Origin of the sequence: Rhizobium sp. BT04 (genome assembly GCF_030053135.1) — a bacterium.
GTDB classification, from domain to species: Bacteria; Pseudomonadota; Alphaproteobacteria; order Rhizobiales; family Rhizobiaceae; genus Rhizobium; species Rhizobium binxianense.
Genome location: NZ_CP125651.1, coordinates 445,208 through 462,762 on the forward strand (window position 1 = coordinate 445,208; position 17,555 = coordinate 462,762).

General features: G+C 61.9%; 13 protein-coding genes. 1 reads left to right on the forward strand and 12 read right to left on the reverse strand.

The annotated features are described in order from the left end of the window. Positions 1-3 precede the first annotated feature (3 nt). From QMO82_RS07335 to QMO82_RS07380, 10 genes are all read right to left on the reverse strand, one after another. Positions 4-780, reverse strand: coding sequence for an enoyl-CoA hydratase-related protein (locus QMO82_RS07335; RefSeq protein ID WP_183609781.1), 777 nt, complete (start codon positions 778-780; stop codon positions 4-6). Then, positions 777-1,691 carry a 3-hydroxyacyl-CoA dehydrogenase family protein gene (locus QMO82_RS07340; protein ID WP_183609780.1) on the reverse strand — a complete coding sequence of 305 codons (915 nt, stop codon included), beginning with the start codon at positions 1,689-1,691 and terminating at the stop codon, positions 777-779. Before QMO82_RS07340 ends, QMO82_RS07335 begins: the two co-directional genes overlap by 4 nt. Before the next feature lie 2 nt (positions 1,692-1,693). After that, positions 1,694-2,938, reverse strand: a complete 1,245-nt coding sequence (locus QMO82_RS07345) for a CaiB/BaiF CoA-transferase family protein (RefSeq protein ID WP_283196507.1) — start codon at positions 2,936-2,938, stop codon at positions 1,694-1,696. Next, on the reverse strand, positions 2,916-4,466 hold the full coding sequence (hutH, locus tag QMO82_RS07350) for a histidine ammonia-lyase (protein ID WP_183609778.1): 1,551 nt from the start codon (positions 4,464-4,466) through the stop codon (positions 2,916-2,918). Before hutH ends, QMO82_RS07345 begins: the two co-directional genes overlap by 23 nt. Before the next feature lie 112 nt (positions 4,467-4,578). Continuing rightward, the gene (locus QMO82_RS07355) at positions 4,579-5,493 is read right to left on the reverse strand and encodes an ABC transporter substrate-binding protein (RefSeq protein WP_183609882.1); all 915 of its coding nucleotides are present in this window, start codon (positions 5,491-5,493) and stop codon (positions 4,579-4,581) included. 11 nt (positions 5,494-5,504) lie between these two features. Further along, entirely contained in the window at positions 5,505-6,230 is a 726-nt protein-coding gene (locus QMO82_RS07360) for an ABC transporter permease (protein ID WP_183609777.1), read from the reverse strand. Positions 6,231-6,234: 4 nt separating this feature from the next. Beyond that, positions 6,235-6,879, reverse strand: coding sequence for an ABC transporter permease (locus QMO82_RS07365; RefSeq protein WP_183609776.1), 645 nt, complete (start codon positions 6,877-6,879; stop codon positions 6,235-6,237). Then, on the reverse strand, positions 6,869-7,996 hold the full coding sequence (locus tag QMO82_RS07370; protein ID WP_183609775.1) for an ABC transporter ATP-binding protein: 1,128 nt from the start codon (positions 7,994-7,996) through the stop codon (positions 6,869-6,871). The genes QMO82_RS07365 and QMO82_RS07370 overlap by 11 nt, the downstream gene beginning before the upstream one ends. Positions 7,997-8,264: 268 nt before the next feature. Then, a complete protein-coding gene (locus QMO82_RS07375; protein ID WP_171603240.1) occupies positions 8,265-8,975 on the reverse strand; it encodes a UTRA domain-containing protein in 711 nt (236 codons plus the stop codon). Between the two features lie 367 nt (positions 8,976-9,342). Beyond that, positions 9,343-11,220, reverse strand: coding sequence for a methyl-accepting chemotaxis protein (locus tag QMO82_RS07380; protein WP_183609774.1), 1,878 nt, complete (start codon positions 11,218-11,220; stop codon positions 9,343-9,345). Between the two features lie 294 nt (positions 11,221-11,514). On the opposite strand from QMO82_RS07380, the gene QMO82_RS07385 reads away from it, so the two are divergent. Further along, a complete protein-coding gene (locus QMO82_RS07385; protein WP_183609773.1) occupies positions 11,515-12,234 on the forward strand; it encodes a 4'-phosphopantetheinyl transferase superfamily protein in 720 nt (239 codons plus the stop codon). Here the strand turns inward: QMO82_RS07385 and QMO82_RS07390 are convergent. Both QMO82_RS07390 and QMO82_RS07395 read right to left on the reverse strand, forming a co-directional pair. Next, complete coding sequence (locus QMO82_RS07390) at positions 12,207-13,565, reverse strand: lysine N(6)-hydroxylase/L-ornithine N(5)-oxygenase family protein (protein ID WP_183609772.1); 1,359 nt, start codon at positions 13,563-13,565, stop codon at positions 12,207-12,209. The genes QMO82_RS07385 and QMO82_RS07390 overlap by 28 nt on opposite strands. Further along, positions 13,562-17,554 (reverse strand): non-ribosomal peptide synthetase, encoded by a 3,993-nt coding sequence (locus QMO82_RS07395; protein ID WP_183609771.1) that lies wholly within the window; start codon positions 17,552-17,554, stop codon positions 13,562-13,564. The genes QMO82_RS07390 and QMO82_RS07395 overlap by 4 nt, the downstream gene beginning before the upstream one ends. Between the last annotated feature and the right edge of the window lies 1 nt (position 17,555).

The window sequence follows — 17,555 nt, forward strand, 5'->3', positions numbered from 1 at the left end:
GGCTTACCGTCCCTTGAACTGCGGCCGTTCCTTCGCGGCAAAGGCACGCATCCCCTCCGCCCGGTCGTCGCTTGCCGCAATCAATGCGGACAGCGAACGCTCGTAACGAATGCCAGCGGACAGCGGAGTCTCGAAACTTTCGAGAACAGCGGCCTTGGCCATGGTGACCGCGATGGGGGCAGCTTGAGCGATACGCTCGGCGATCGCGCAGGCTAGATCGTCCACCGTCTCGCCATCGACGGCGATGCTGCTGATCAGGCCGCAGGCTCTTGCCTCTTCCGCGTCGAGCTTTCGCCCCGCCAGGACCATCTCCATCGCCATGGACTTGCCGACGGCGCGCACGAGGCGCTGGGTTCCGCCGGCGCCGGGTATGGTGCCGATCGCGGTTTCCGGAAGGCCGAGCACCGCCGTGCGATCGGCGACGACGATGTCGCAGATCAGCGCCAGCTCAAGACCGCCGCCAAGGGCATAGCTCGAGATCGCAGCGATGAGCGGCTTGGTGATGGCCGCCACCTCGTCCCATTTCTCGCTGAAGCCGCTGGTATAAAGCTCGATGGGAGTGGCGGCGGCGAGCGACCCGATATCGGCGCCGGCGGCAAAGCCGCGCTCGCTGCCGCTGATGACGATCGCCCGCACGGAGTGATCCGCCTGGCAGTCGCGCAGCGCATCGACAAGCCCGGTCAGCATCTCGATGTTGAGCGCGTTCCGCTTGGCCGGGCGGTCGAGGATGACGCGCGCGAAGCCGCTTTGCTTCTCGGTTTTGACGAGCGAGGATGTCATGGCTTGCGCCTTTCCGTCAGCAGGCGGACAGTACCGTCGCGGCGCGCGATCGCGGCCGCGATCCCTTCAGCCGTCCAGTCGTAAAAGCCGCGACCGCTCTTCGTTCCGAAAGCCCCCTCCTCACACAGCCGGCGAACCAGGGAGGGGATGCCTTCGCTGCGATCGAGCGCCGGCATCAATATGCGCGACACTTTCTCGACGGTGTCGAGACCGGCCAGATCCATCAGCCGCAGCGGCCCTGCCGCAGACCAGCGCGGCGCAAGCGTCGTTTCGACCGCCCGGTCGACATCCTCAATCGAGGCGGCGCCCACTTCGACGAGATGGAGCGCTTCTCGCAGGATCGCATATTGCAGCCGGTTGACGACGAAGCCCGCTATGTCGGTCTTCACCTCAATCACTTCCTTACCGATATCGGCGCAGAGCGCGCGGGCGCGTTGGACCACCTCATCCGAGGTTTTCTCGCCGCGCACGATCTCGACAAGCGGCATGACAGCCGGCGGATTGAACCAGTGAACACCGACGACCCGCTCCGGCCTGGCAAGCCCCGCCGCGATCAGGGTGATCGGAACGCTGGAGGTATTCGTCGTCAAAAGGCAATTGACCGGCGCCATGGCTTCGATCTCGCCGAAGACGCGCTGCTTCAGCGTAACGTCTTCCGCGAGATTCTCACTGACGATGCCGGTGCCGGCAACGCAATCCTCCATCGAGGTCGTGTACGTGACCGCCGCTTCGCCAGCGATGGCGACGATCCGGCTCCGCGCCTTGTCGAGCGTCTCCGAGCTGCGGGAATAGACGGCGACGGGATAGCCTTGTGCTGCAAACACGCCGGCGATGCCGGCACCCATCGTGCCCGCGCCGAGGACGGCGACCTTCGGCCGGGTGCGGGTCTTGTGACTGATGTCCTGCGCCATGGTCAGATGACTCCCCGCAACCGGAGATTTTCGATATCGGGGCCAGCCAGCCCCAACTCATCGCTCAAGACTGCATCAGTATGTTGACCCAAGGTCGGCGCGGCATAATCCCCGCCCGAGGCAATGCCGCTGAAGCGAACCGGCTGCGGCATGACCTGGAATTCACCGGCATTGCGATGCTCCACGGTATGCAATAGCTGGCGGTGCTGCGCATGCGGCGTAGCGAGCGCCTGGGCGAGATTATAGATCGGTGCGGCCGGGACACCCGCCTCATCGAGCAGCTTCGTCACCTCCTCCGTCGTGTGGGTGCGCGTCCAAGCCTCGATGAGGGCTCGCAGCTCCTCCTGATGGCCCTGCCGATCCGGATCCGTCTTGAAGCGGGGATCCTCGATCAGGCGCGGATTGCCGAGCGCCCGCGCCAGTCGGACAAAGAGCGCGTCATTGGCAACGGCGATGACAACATAGCCATCGGCCGCCTGATAGGAATCCATCGGCGCACTGATCGGATGTGCGTTGCCGACGCGGCCGGGAGCGCCCTTGCCGCCTGTGATCTGCGACAGCGAGACCATTTGCAGGGACATGATGGAATCGAGCATGGCGACATCGACATGCTGACCCTTGCCGGTCCGATCGCGCTGAAACAGCGCCGCAAGCGCGCCCCAGGAGCCGTAGATGCCGGCGACAACATCGCCGATCGCATCGCCCACGCGGGTCGGCGGCCCATCCGGCCAGCCGGTGACGGTCATGATGCCGCCCATTGCCTGGACGACATGATCGTAGGCGGCACGGTGGGCAAGCGGCCCGTCTTGGCCGAAACCGGAAATGCTGACATAGATGAGGCGCGGATTGAGCGCTTTTACGGCCTCGTAGTCAATGCCCAAACGCGCCGTGACGCCCGGCCTGAAATTCTCGACGAGAATATCGGCCTGCTTGATCAATGCGAGCAACAGCTCGCGGCCCTCATCCGATTTCAGATCGAGCGTGACGCTCTTCTTGCCGCGATTGACCAGCATGAAATAGCTGCTCTCGCCGCCGACATGCGGCGAAAAGGCGCGGGAATCGTCGCCATGATCGGGAATTTCGATCTTGGTCACCGTTGCGCCGAGATCGCCGAGCATGGCGGAGCACAGGGGCCCCGCAAGCACGCGCGCCAGATCCAGCACCTTTATTCCATCGAGCGGCCGTACGGCCCGCGTTGCTTCGGTCACGGAAGTCTCCAAGATCTTAAATGTTGACTGCGAGGGCACGGTCTACGGCCCGTGCGATGGTGCCATTATCGATGAGGTCGCGGACGGCCTGCAGTTCCGGGTACATGGCGCGGTCGCTGTGGCGCGGCGGAACGACATGCCGGATCGCGTCATAGGCCGCGCCCGTACCCCTGCCCGGCCGCAAAGGCCGGTGGAAATCCAGCCCCTGGGCGGCGCAGATCAGTTCGATCGTCAGGATATCCGCGAGATTGTCGGCCGCTGCGCGCGCCTGCATAGCGGCGGAGACGCCCATGCTCACATGGTCTTCCTGGCTGGCACAGGTGGTCACCGTATGGACTGAAGCCGGTGCCGCAAGGCTACGATTGTCGCCGGCGATGGCAGCGGCGGCATAGGGCGGGATCATGAAGCCGGAATTGACGCCGCTCGCGCCCATGAGGAAAGGCGGCAGCTCGCTGATATGGCCATTGGTCAGGCGATCCGATCTTGCCTGCGACATGGTGCTCACATGCGCGATTGCGATCGCCAGCACATCCAGCGCGAGCGCCGTCGGCGCGCCATGGCCGTTGCCGCCGGGCAAAGGCACGAGCTCCTCGTCTTCGATGACGAAAACGGGGTTGTCAGTCACCGAATTGATCTCGATGGTCAGGACATCGCGGCAATAGGCGAGCGCATCGCGCACGCCGCCATGGACCTGCGGAATGCAGCGCAGGCTGAGCGCATCCTGAAGGCGATGATCGCGGTGCTTCGCCAGTACCTCGCTATCCGACAACAGGCTTCGCAGCCGGCTCGCCGTCTCGACCTGTCCAGGATGCGGCCGCATCCGCTGAAGGCGCTCGTCATAGCCCCGGCTGTTGCCTTTCAGCGCTTCCAGGCTCATGGCGCCGGCGACATCGGCAATCGCCACCAACTGCTCAGCCTGACGGACGACGAGTGCGCCGATGCCGGTAATTTCATAGGTGCCGCTGATCAGCGCATGCCCTTCGCGGGGACCGGGCGCCTTGATGGCAATGCCGGCGCGGGTCATCGCCTCGCGTCCCGAAAGCAGCTCGCCTTCGTACCAGGCGCGCCCCTCGCCGAAAATAACAAGACCGATATGCGAGGTGGCGACCAGGTAGCCGACCGAGCCTTTTGCAGGCGACCAGGGAATGACGCCGCGGTTGAGCATCTCGCTCATGGTCTCGACAAGCCCGGCGCTGACGCCGCTGCAACCCTGCAAGAGCGCCTTGATCATCGTCGCCATGATGGCGCGCACGGCCGGCGGATCAAGCGGCGTACCCATGCCGCTCGCGTGGCTGAGCAGCATATTGAGCTGCGCACGGGAAATATCCTCGGGCTGAAGCTTCACGGTGTAGAGGTCACCGACCCCCGTCGTCAGGCCATATATCGGCCTGTTTGTCTCAATGGCTTGGAGCAGAAGTGTCTGAACTTTGCTCATGCCGTCTACTGCATCGGGGCAAAGGGTCACTCTTGCTCCGGCGGCGATGTCCGCGATTTCCTGGATCGTGGTCGGCGACACGCCGAGCCGAACGGTCGCGGAGTTCTGTGAACGTTTGTTGCTGTGCGGCATTTCCGGTTTCCTTGGGCGGACGCCGGCTTTCCCCATCTGGAGACAAGCGGCCCCTCTACTTCCCTTTATTCAGGTCCGGCGGCCGAACATGGCTCGGCCGCCGTGATATCGATTAGTTCAGCTTGTTCTTCGCCAGCCAATCGCCGGCAACGGTGTCGAAGCTTTCCTGATTGGCGAGACGGCCGTTCATCTCGATCAGGTCCTCGGTCGTCAGCGCGGTGGAGACGGCATTGAGCGTCGCGGTGACCTTGTCGCTGACCTTGCTAGTGGCGATTATCGGCAGGATGTTCTGTGCCGGGAACAGGTTCTTCGTATCCTTCAGCGCGACGAGCTTGCTCGCCTTCATCGCCGGATCGGTCGAGGTCATATCAGCGGCATGAACCTGACCGTTGATCAGAGCCGAAAGGGTCAGCGGACCGGCCACGTCAAGGGTTTTGAAATCCTTGAATACCAGGCCATAGACGTCCTTCAGACCGACGACGCCTTCCTTGCGCGTCTTCCATTCCGGCGGACCGCCGAGGATGAATTCGCCGGCAACCGGCTTCAGATCCTCGATCGATGTCAGGGAGTATTTCTTGGCGGTTTCTTCGGTGACGGCAAGCACGTCCGAATCCTGGGCATTGGATGCGGTCAGCATCGACACGCCCTTCGGCAGCACCTTGCCGAGCGCCTCGACGACATCCTTCGGGGCATGCGCGGTCGCGCTCTTGTCGAGGTAGCTCAGCGTCGCGCCGGCATATTCGGGAAGAAGATCGATCGAGCCGTCGAGCAGCGCCGGCATGTAGACTTCACGGCTGCCGATATTGAGCTTCGTGTCCACCTTCATGCCCTTGGCAGCGAGCGCCAGGGCATAGATCTTGGCAAGAAGCTGGCTTTCCGGGAAGTCCGCGGATCCGACGATGATCGTATCGGCATCCGAGCGTGGCGTGCTCGAGGACAAGGGGTCTTCAGCCCGCGCGAGCGGAGCGACCGTGAGAAGGGCAGAAATGGCAATAGCGCCGATTGCAAGCATGTTTCGCTTTATCATCATCGTTCTTCCTAGCTGTTCCGTTGTTTTTCGTTTGCAAGCTGGCGTCGGATGGCGACGCCTTTCACAGTCCGGCGCGTCAAGCCGGGCGAGACTGCGATCCTGGATGCGAGGCCGAAGAACAGGTCGACGATCAGGGCGAGAACACCCACGAGAACGGCGCCTGCGGCCATCTGCATGTAGTCGTTTTGGGCGCGGCCATCGATGATGAGCCGGCCGAAGCCACCAAGCGAGACGTAGGCAGCGATTGTCGCTGTCGAAATCACCTGTAAGGCCGCACTGCGGAAGCCCGAAAAGATCAGCGGCAATGCACAGGGAAGCTCGACGGCGAGCAGCAAGGCGAGTGGTCTGTATCCCATGCCTCTGGCCGCATCGACAGCCGCCGGATCCACCGAGGTAATCCCGGAATAGGCGCCCATCATGATCGGCGGCACCGCAATCAGCACCAGGACAGCGATGCTTGGCACCAGAAAGGCCAGGTCCGTTTTGAAATAGGGTCCGACGAGGATGACGAGCAGGACGATCAGGCCGAGGCTCGGCAAGGCGCGCGTGGCGTTCGCAAGCCCGGCGATCAGGAATGTCCCCTTGCCCGTATGCCCGACATAGAGGCCGGCAGGCAGGCCGATGAGCGCCGCGATGAAAAGAGAGATGAAACTATATTCCAGATGCTGGGCGAGAAGGTTCGGGATGCCCTCCGAACCGTGCCACTGCGCTGGGTTGAGAAACCATTCGATCATGAGCTCACACTTTTCTCGGCCGCCAGGGCGTCAGCCAACGATTGAGCAGGATCACCAGACAGTCGAGGACGACGGCAAGCAACAGGCAAAGCACGATGCCGGCGATCAGCGGCGTGACGAACCGAAGCTGAAGACCTTGCGTGAACAGCAGCCCGAGCTGCGGCGTCCCGATCAATGCCGCGACGGAGACGATGCTGACATTGGACACGAGCGCGACGCGCAGGCCCGCCGCGATGACAGGCACGGCAATCGGCAACTCGACCAGGAAAAATCGCTGGAAAGACCGGTATCCCATGGCGGTGGCAGCCTGCAGCGTATCCGGCGGCACGGCGCCAAGGCCGTCGCTGACGGTGCGGACAAGCAGGGCAAGGGAGTAGACCGTCAGCGCCACGACCACGTTGAGCGGATCGAGGATCTTCGTGTGGAGCACCAGAGGCAGAAGAACGAAAAGCGCGAGCGACGGGATGGTGTAGAGCAGACCGGCAACGCCAAGGATCGCCGATTTGAACAGCCCGCTCTTATGCGCCAGCCATCCAAGCGGCAGCGAAAGGATGAGGGCGGCGATGACGGGAATGACGGAAAGTCCGACATGCCACAAGAACAGGTTGGCAATGTTCCCGGACTCACGCAGCAGCCAGTCAAACCGCATGGTCCGCTCCCTTCACCGGAGCCGCCGGATCTTCCGATCCGTCGAGCAGCGCAACCAGATCCGCAACCCCGATGGAGCCCATCAGCTGGCCCTTATCGTCGACGACGACACCGCGTCGGCTGGGCGAGCTCAAAGCCGCGTCTAGAAGCTGTCGTAGCGAGCCGTCAGCCGAAGCGAGCGTGCCGCTGAGATTGAGGTCGCCCATCCGGACTGGTCCCTGCAGGCTTGCCGGTTCCGTCCAGCCAAGCGGCTCTCCGCGCTCGTTGGTGACAAGCAGCCACCGATCCTTGGTAGCACCTCGCGCTGCTTCCGGCGTATCGCCGAGGCGCACGGTCGGCTCGGTCTTGACAGCCAGCCGTCCATTGGCGCCGACGAAACCCAGGAAACGATAGCCTCGGTCGCGGCCGACGAAATTGGCGACGAAGGCATCGGCCGGTTTCGTCAGAAGCTCCTGCGGCGTCGCGATCTGCGCGAGCTCGCCGCCGACGCGCAGGACGGCGACCTGGTCGCCGAGCTTCAGCGCCTCGTCGATATCATGGGTGACCATGATGATGGTCTTGCCCATTTCTCGCTGAAGACGCAGGAACTCGTCCTGAAGCTGTGTGCGGACGATGGGATCGACCGCGCTGAAGGGCTCGTCCATCAGCATGAACTTGGGATTGGACGCCAAGGCGCGCGCCACACCGACGCGCTGCTGCTGGCCGCCCGAAAGCTGCCAGGGATAACGATGCGCAAAGCTTTCCGAGAGACCGACACGCTCGAGCAGTTCAAGGGCGATAGCGCGAGCCTGGTTCTTCGGCGTGCCGTTCAGGCGGGCGGTCGTCGCGACATTGTCGATGATCGTCCGGTGTGGGAAGAGGCCGGCATGCTGGATAACATAGCCGATCCGACGCCGAAGCACCGCTTCGTCCATCCGCGATGTCGGTTCGTCGCCCAGCCGGATCGTGCCAGAGCTCGGAGCCACGAGGCGATTGATCATGCGCAGCGATGTCGTCTTGCCACATCCGGACGGCCCGACAAGCACCGTCAATTTACCGGTCGGCGCCGTGAACGACAGTTCGTTCACCGCCACAACATCGCCCTGATAGCGCTTCGTCACATTTTCGAAAGTGATCAACCTAGCTCACCATACTTATATGTACCTGTATATATAGGTTACACAAAAGCGAGGGGTGCGCAACCGGGCCAGGCCAGTTTTTAGCCTTTATGCCGCACTGCACATAAAATGTGCGATTGGAGGAGGGGCTGTTTAAAGACGCGCCAGACGCTGCATCAAATGCGCCACCACGAACGCCAGGTCTCTCCCGGTCGATGCGCCAATGCTTGGATTTGGATGGCCAACAGCGCTCGTTCCAAGATCAAAGCTGTCGCCTTCGCGCCGGTCATCAGCGGCTATCTTGAGTGATGAAAGTATGGCGGGTCCCCGGATGGATGAAACGTGTGAATGTTGTGACATCATCACCGACCCAAGTCTTTCTCGTGACAACAAGGCAAGGATCACTCTCGTTGAGTTCGAGAAGCTGGGCTTCTCTGGCAGTTGGAAGGACGGCCTGAATTTCGTTCTCCGTACGCGTTGGAAGCGCAATCGACTGAAGATAATCTGTCGTGGAATAACTGGTGAAGTTCTGGTTGAGATAGCCGGGAGCAAAGCCAGGAGATACAAATCGGTCTTCTAGCTGCACCGGGCTGCCGTTTGCACAGTAGACGATAAGCGAGTGGAAGACGGGAACGCGAGCTCTTGTTCCCATTCGCTGCGCAATGTCGGGCGGGACACTTGTCTGCTCGACGGCGTGCACGCGAATCGATAGAACTTCTCCGCGGTTTCGTATGTCGTCCGCAATGTTGTGCAACAGCACGAAAGTAGACGAAGCCCTGGGCGGAGCAACAAACGTTCCAACGCCGGCAATCCTCTGCAGCACACCGCTGACGGTCAGCTCACGCAGCGCGCGATTGGCGGTCAATCGAGATGATCCCAACTCGGCGGCAAGCTGGTTTTCGCTTGGTATTTTCGCGCCAGGGCGGAATGTGCCATCCGCGATTCTTTCTAGCACATGGAGTTTGATTTGTTCGTATAAAGGCTGCGGCTGCGAGAGCATGCAATCTCCATGTAAAAATTCAAGGCGAGCGCTGACGCCAGCGAGTTCTTTTCTTTTTCGCTGACAATGCAACCTTATAGCACGTGAACTTGTATAGGCGATGGTTCTTGGAGAACGACCCAATGACGACCGCCCCTCGATTCTTGAAGGCTAGGCCTGGGTGGAACGTGTGGATTCATGGCCCAGCGATAGCGAAATCACGGTGCTGTCTACGCAGGAAACCGACATGCTCGTGTCGGTTCGGCGCTGAAATTGCCAAGCAGGCAGCCTTTTGTGAATACCGCTTCTCTGAATGCCTCTATCCGCTCATCAAAATAAGCTTCCAGTTTGACGGGGCGCGACATCCTGATCGCACAGAAGTCGCGCTTCATCTTTGCATCACGCGCCGCGGCGCAACCAACCGGATTGGCTTGCTGCCTTCGAATGACCTCCCGCTGCCTTGCCCGTCCGGCGCGCTTTTGTCGCCGTCCAATTGAAACTGGTTGACCAGATCCCGCAGGCGGCCTGCCTCGGAGGACAACGAGGCAACGGCAGCCGTCGACTGCTCGACCATCGCCGCATTTTGCTGGGTCGCCTGGTCCATCTGATTGACGGCCGTATTGATCTCAGCAAGTCCCGTCGACTGCTCGCGCGCCGATGTGGCAATCGCATCCATAAGTTGGTTGATCTGTACGACGTACTCACCGATCGACTTCAGCGACGTTCCGGTTTCGAGAACCAGTTTCACGCCATTTTCCACATCAGTTGATGACTTTTGGATGAAGCCCTTGATCTCCTTGGCCGCTTGAGCTGCGCGTTGGGCGAGCTCACGGACTTCCTGGGCGACAACTGCAAAACCTTTGCCAGCCTCACCCGCACGGGCAGCTTCAACGCCGGCATTCAATGCCAAGAGGTTTGTCTGGAAGGCGATTTCATCAATTGCACCAATGATGTTCGAAATCTGCTGTGAACTGTCTTCGATGCGTCGCATGGCCTGTTCCGCCTGCGAGACGACAGTTGTCGACCGCTGAGCGCTGATATCGGCTTCTTTGGCCACATTGCGCGCCTCGTCGGTGCGTTTGGTCGCCATCGTCACATTCGACGTGATCTCGTCCAAGGCTGCAGCCGTCTCCTCGAGAGAGGCTGCTTGTTGTTCGGTACGCTTGGAAAGATCCTGCGCGGCAGATGCAATTTCACCGGTACCATTATCGATGCTGTGCACCGTCTGGAGCACTGCGCCGATCGTCGTACCCAATTGCCGGAGCGAGGCGTTGAAGTCTTCGCGCAAGGCTTCATATTCGGCCGCAAATTGCTCCGAAAGCTGGAAGGATATGTCGCCTGCTGCAAGCCGCCGGAGACCTTCGCCCAATGTCGTGGTCGCGAAGCGCAATTGTTCCGCCTCGCGTTCGGCGCGCTGTTGGGCTGCGGCGCGCGTTGCCTCGCTCTCGCTGCGGGATTGGGCGGCTTCCTTTTCGAGCCTGACGACGTTGAGGGCGTTCTGCCGGAAGATTTCAACCGCACCGGCCATTTCGCCAACTTCGTCTGTGCGGCCGGCATAGGGAATATCACTGTCAAGATCGCCATCGGACAAGCGCCGCATGGCGGAGGCGATGCTTCGGATTGGGTTGGCGATGCCCGATATCGCATAGAAGATGCCGGCTACGGCAAGAAGCACAGCCAGCGCTGCGATCGCGGCCGTCAGCATGAAAGCGGATTGTGCGGAATCACCGCTCGAGGTCACAAAGCCTTCGGCCTGGTTGAGAATGAAAGCGACCAGATCCGCCACCGCCTTGTTCACCAGCTCGGCTTGGGGCTCCATATTTTCCTTGAAGAGGCGGATTGCTTCAGGCGTCTTCCCGTCATTTTCAAACGCGATCATTTGCTCTGCCAGCGCTCGATATTTGGCGAGTTCCGGCTTGATCTGATTGATGAGTTCGCGCCCACGGTCCGTGCGGACGCTCTTTTCGTATTCGGTGACAACTTTCTCGACCGCGGCGCCGGCGGCATCGATTTTTTGCTGCCCGATATTCCGCTCCTCTGCTGTATCCTCCAGGAGGTATTGGGCATAGACCAATTTGAGGTCGAGGAAGTCGTCCTTGATCTCGCGAGCCGTCACAAGCCGCTGCATCCAGAAGGTCCCTATCTGCTCAGTATTGGCACGAAGTGTCGAAATCGTGCTCAGCGAGACATAGGATAGGCCAACCATGAACAGACTGATGATCGACAGCTTTAAGATCAGGGCTTGCTTGATGCTCGGGCGCTTCATGCGGGTCTCCTCGAAGGTAGCAGGGACGACCGGCTTGCCGGTTTGAGGCAAAATCTCGCATCAGATTCGATAATTTAGTATTAACTAAACCATGACCCCGGTGTCGTTTTTAGAAAACTTTTGCGCTGACCGACACTTCCGCGATTAGTTGAAACGCGGCACGACTCAGAGTTCCTGGAAACTTGAGAAAAAAACAGCCATGGCGAGCGAAAATGTCTCGCCTGACGCAGTAGCCCTGCCGTTGGCAAGCACCTGCATGCTTGCCAATCCGTCAAGGGGACACATACTGGATCCATGCAGCAATCAGAAGCCCAACCTGCCGGCATTGAAATCGCGCTCTGGCAGTATCCCAAGAGTGAACACGACCGGAACCGCTGGATGCAGTCGCTTTCACAGGATGAACGGGATCGGGCGGCGACCTATCGGTTTGAACGAGATCGAGCCTCGTTCATTGCCGGCCGCTATCTTTTGCGACGGCTGTTGAGCGTGCATACCCGGACAGCGCCGAGCATGGTCGCATTGTCTCCGGACAAATACGGCAAGCTCAGGCTTGAGGGGCACGACACGCCGCAATTCAGCCTCGCCAATGCCGAAGGGCTGGTAGCGGTCGCTGTCGCGTCAGGATGTGATCACGTGGGAATAGACTGCGAACGCGCCGACGCCGAGATCGAAGAGGCGGCGGTGGCGAGCTATTGCAGTGCCGACGAATGGCGCCGGCTCGCAGAATTGCCTGCCCGCGAACGGGCGCGGGCGGCTGTCGCACTCTGGACGCTCAAGGAGAGCCATCTGAAGGCGCTCGGCGTCGGGCTGCGCGAAAATCCCAGCAGTGTCGTCTTTTCCTGGAAGGACGGCATCCCTGTCATGATCGACGGCAGCGATCGCGATCGGCGATGGCATCATCGTCTGATCGAAAGCGGCAGCCAGCACGTCGTCGCGCTGGCTGCTTGCTTCCAATCCGGGTTGCCCGGCATTTCCACGCGCATGTTTCAGGACGACAGCATGCCGTCCGAATAGCCGGCGCGGAGCTGATGCGGCATTGCCGAAGCGGTCTCGGTCGCCCAGGCCAGTTGCGCATTGTCCGGCTCCGCGTCGAAATGCCGCCGGCCAAGCAGCGTATTGACGATCGTTGCGCTGCGCCAGGCCATCAGGCTGAGCTGAGAGTCGGCGATACCATGCGAGTATCGGCCGGCATTCTGCGCAAGCAGCCGGTTTGCCCTCGGGCCCGTCCATTGCATCGTGTAATCGTCGTTGAGGATGGGATAGCCGTTTCTGTCGAGCGTTATCCGCTCAGCCAGCGAGCCCAAAGCATCCGGCAAGCGGAACCGGTAGCCGGTTGCCAGCACCACCGCATCGGCGTGGAGCACCTCGATGCCGCCGTCGAATTGATTCCTGACGATGAGCCGATAGGCATTGCCGTTCCGCTCCATCTGGATCACGTCGCGGTTGGGCGCCAGAGATGCGTTGAGCATGCCCGGCTCGAGATAACGCAAGGCGTAGAGGCGACGGTAGATCGAATGGATCGTCGAAATCGACAGTCCGTCGCTGGTCAGGATCGAGTTCTTCAAAGCGGCCTGCTTCTGCTCGCCGCCGAGCTTCAGATAGGCCTGCACGTATTCCGGCGAGAAAACCTGGTTCGAAAACGGCGTATCGTTGATCGGCTCGAAATTGTGACGCCGGCTGATCCAGGTCAGTTCATTCATCGAACTGGGATTCCCAAGCAGCGCTTCGACCACTTCGCCGCCGCTCTGGCCGCCGCCGACCACGACGATGCGGGCAGCACCGAGATCGGCGAGACGCGACTTGGCCTCGCTGTTGTGAAAGCAATCGGCGCCCAGAAACGGTTTTGACCAGTCGGGCACGAAGGGCGAAGATCCCGTCCCGATCGCCAGGTTCCGTGCTTCTTCCCGGCCATTGTCGAAGCGCAGGACGAAGCGGTCGTCGCGGTGTTCGACGTCGCGAATATCCGTTCCAAAACGCAAATCCTCCACGCCGTTGGCGACCCAGGCGAGATAGCGTGCAAACTCCTGCCGGGGAACGGCGTCATAATTGGCGTTCAGGAAGGCGTAGAGCCGCTTATGGGCAACCAGATAGGAGACGAACGACCAGCGGCTGGTCGGCAAGACCGGGGTGACGAGGTCTTTCAGGAAGGACGATTGCAGCTCTACGCCGGGCATCATCATGCCGGGATGCCAGTCGAAGGCGCCGCGCCGCTCGAAGAAACGGCTGCGAACCTCAGGCACCGATTCCAGCAGGCAGGCAAGGCTCAGATTGGAGGGACCGATGCCGATACCGGCAAGATCGAGCGGCTCGTGGAGGGCATCCCTGCGGGTAAAAGCGACGGTCATGCGAAATCCTTCTCTGTTTCCTTGAGACGCAGGGCAAGCCTTGAGTGGAAGGCGGGAGACCCGATCATGTGCAGGTGGTTGGTGCCGGTGATGATTTCGGCCGCATACGCCCGCGGCGACAGGCGGCGCCAATCGATCAGGTTGAGGCCACGGTTGAGGCTGTCGTCGGCCGCCCAGGGATAGATCGGCACATCGTGGGGAACGAGCCGGTGCTTGCGGAAGATCAGCGCATTGTCGATCAGCACCCAGAACGTATGCTCGCGGCTGCTGATATCGGGCCCATCGGTGGGAAGCGGGTCCTTCTCATCACCGACGAAGCGCAGGAACTGATCGTAGGTATCGGCGTCCATCGTCGACAGCAGCCGGTCCCATTCCGGGCGCATCGCCGTTTTTTGCAGCCAAGCCTGCACGTCCCGATGAAGCATGTCGCGTTCGTCCGGCCGGAAGCGCGGCTTGGCGCCGATCGCAAATTCCGATCCGAGGTCGCAGACATCGACCATCGCCATCATCCTGACATCGACCTCGTTGCCCAGCGTGCGGGCAGCCTCATAGGCCAGAAGCCCGCCCCAGGACCAGCCGAGGAAAGTGCAGGGCGCGCCCCTGCTGTGGCTCCTGATATAATCGACATAGCTCTCGATGATCTCTTCGACCGGCGCGCCGACCTCCTTCTTCTCGGACAGCGAGTGGCAGATGAAGCCGGTCGCCGGCTGATCGGCGCCGAGATAATCGACGAGCTTCACATATTCGCGGGTGCTGACGAGAAGCCCCGGGAAGCAATAGAGCCGCGGCTTGGCGCCGGAAGCGCGCAGCACGATCACCTCGGAGAGATCCCGTTCCGCCCCCTGCTCCATCACGCCGGCAAAGGCGCGGATGGTCGGGTTGTTGAAGATGTCGGCGACGGTGAGCGGCGTTTTCGGACGGCGCTGGCGCAGCTGGGTGAGGATGCGGATCGCGCCCAGCGAATTGCCGCCGATCGCGAAGAAATTATCCTCGACGCTGATCGCTTCCAGCTTGAGAACCTGGCGCCAGACATCCAGCACCTCTTCTTCGAGTGTCGTCGCCGGCTCGACGATTTCGCGCCGGACCGGCTGCGGCGCCGGCAGCGCAAAGCGGTCGAGTTTGCTGTTCGGATTGGTCGGCATTTTTTCCAGTTCGACCACCGCCGCCGGCACCATGTAGGAGGGCAAGCTGCGATCGAGGCCGGCACGGACCGTTTCGACCTCAATCCTCTCGTCCTTCTTGGGAACGACATAGGCGACGAGCGCCTTCTCGGCACCATCTTCATCGCGCAGCACGACCAGGGCTTCGCCGACGCCGGGCTGCTGCAGCAGAGCCGCTTCGATCTCTCCGAGTTCGATGCGGTAACCACGAAGCTTCACCTGATGGTCGACACGGCCGACGAATTCGACGGTTCCATCGTCGCGCCAACGCGTCAGATCGCCGGAGCGGTAAAGCCGGCCGCCCTCCGAGGAGAACGGGTCGGGGATGAAGCGGTCGGCGGTCGTATCCGGCTTGCCGAGATAACCGCGGGCGATGCCCTCGCCGCCGATATAAAGCTCGCCGGTCACGCCGATCGGGCACGGATTGAGATCGGGGTCGAGCACGTAAACGCGCCGCAACCCGACGGCACGGCCGAGTGGAGCATAGACTCCCTGAAACTTCGTGCCGGCCCTGACCTTCCAGACCATCGGCGTCATGATGGTTTCTGTGGGACCGTAGCCGTTGATCAGCCATTCCGATTTCAGCGCCCGCGACAGAAGATCGAAGGTCGGTTGCGCCAGCCCCTCGCCGCCGAAGGAATAAAGCCGCATCGGCGGTGCCCCGTCTGACATGTCGGCCCATTCCGCCAGCTGCTGCAGGTAGGTTGTGGGAATGCTGGCATTGTTGGCGCCATGCTTGCGCATCGCCGTCAGCGTCTCTTCCGGCGTCCAGAGCGGCTGGTCGGGAAGGATGATGCTGCCGCCCTCCATCAGCGGGTTCATCCACCGCTCATGGCCACCGTCCGAACTGAAGGGCAGGAACGGCAGCTCGCGGGATTCCGAGCTCATGCCGTAGACACGCGAGGTATTCTGCAGATGGTGCGTCAGCGGGCCGTGCTCGACGGCCACGCCCTTCGGCAATCCCGTCGATCCCGAGGTGTACATGACATAAGCGAGCTGATCCTTGTGGATGGGAACATCGAGCGGCGTTTCCGGCTCGCCGTCGAGATCGAGGTTGTCGAGTTCGAGGATAACGGCGTCGAGCTCCTCCGGCAGGCGATGGCGCAGCCAGCTGTGGGTCAAGACGATCTTGACGCCGCCGTCGCGCAGGATGTGATGGTTGCGCACCGGCGGATGATCGGGCTCGACGGGGATATAGGCGCCGCCTGCTTTCAGCGTGGCGAGGATGCCGACGATCGCCTCCGGCGAACGCTTGATGAAGATCGCGACCGTCACCTCGGCGCGAACGCCGAGCTGCCGCAGCCGATGCCCGAGACGGTTGGTGCTCGCCTCCAGCCAGCCATGGCTCCATTCCTCGTCACCATAGACGATCGCCGTCTTCTCAGGCGTCCGGCGCGAATGGGCCGATATCAGCTCGTGGACCGGCCTGTTGTCGTTGACGACGTCATCCCCGTAGGGCGCCGACAACCAGTCGAGTTCGTCGCTGCCGACGAGTTCGATGTCCTTGATCCTGAGGCCCGGCTGCGCGACGATCTGCTCGAGCACCAAGCCGAAATGCCTGGCGACACGGGCGATCAGGGCGCCGTCGTAAAGATCCTGGGCATAGTCGATCAGCCCGGAGGCGCCGCCGTCGGGACGCGCCTCGATCACCAGGGAAAGCTCGCTGTCTGCGCGCGCGCCCAGTGGCTCCAGATTCGCAGCCTCTCTCGCGACCGGATAGGGTCTGCGGAATTCGAACAGTGCCTTGACCACGGCTTCCTGCGCGGCCGCCTCGTCGACGACCAGTGCCTGCGTGATGCGTTCAAGCGGCACGAGCCGGCGAAGCCCCTCCTCCGTCACCGAGGAGATCGCCGCGACGACGTCGTCGAGGGAAGGTCGGGAGGCGAGCGGCAGGACGAGGGGAAGAACCTGTTCGGCGCGGCCGCGGCTGGCGAAATGCTCCGTGCGGGGCCGCGCGACCAGCAGGCCGGTCAGCAAAGCATAATTGCCACTGTAGCGCGCCAGCAGCGCGCAGAAGGCGGCGTGGAGCACACGCTCGACCTGAAATCCCTTGCTCCCCGCATGCCGTTCGAGCTTGCTCCAGAGGTCGGGCGCGATGGCAAACCGATGTTCGGCGCGCGCCACGCCTGCAAGCCCGCCGCTGTTGAAGCGGGTGGGGAAAGTCGAGGCCGCATAGTCGAGACCGATCGTGTCACGCCAATAGGCAAGCGCTTCCCGCGCCTCATCCGTCTCCAGCCATTCCTCCTCCCGCGTTCCGGCCGAGATCTCCGCCGGCTGCATGTTGCCGGCGGGTTCGCCGTCGAGAATTCGCGCAAGGGAACCGGCAAGAACGGATTTTTCGCGGTCGTCTGAGATGATCGGATGCAGCACGATCGTCAGCAGCGACTGCCCATCGGCCAGCTGGATGATCTGGATGCGCGCCCCCGGCCCTTCCAGGAGATCGAAGCGCCTGTCGCGGAAGGCTTTCCGCGCGGCCAAGGCATCAGCCTCTGAAAGAGCGGCTCCCTCTCTTCCGAGGATTTCGGTCGGCACGGCGTTCGATGCGCCGCGATATTGCTCGATGCGGCCGCCCGCCAGCCGGCGGAAGCGGGTGGTGAGCGACGGGTTCTCAGCCACGAGCGCGCGGCAGGCGCCGGCAATCGTCTCGGCGTCGATCGCAGCGCTCAATTGCAGCCCGATGACCTGGTCGGGAAAGACCGTGTAATTGCCGATCTGCTCCAGCGACCAGATGCGCTTCTGCGCGATCGTCAGCGGAAAGCTCTCGAAGACTGTGTCCACCGTCGCATCGGTCGGGCGGGCGTCGGCGAAGTAGGTGATCTGCTTGTTCATC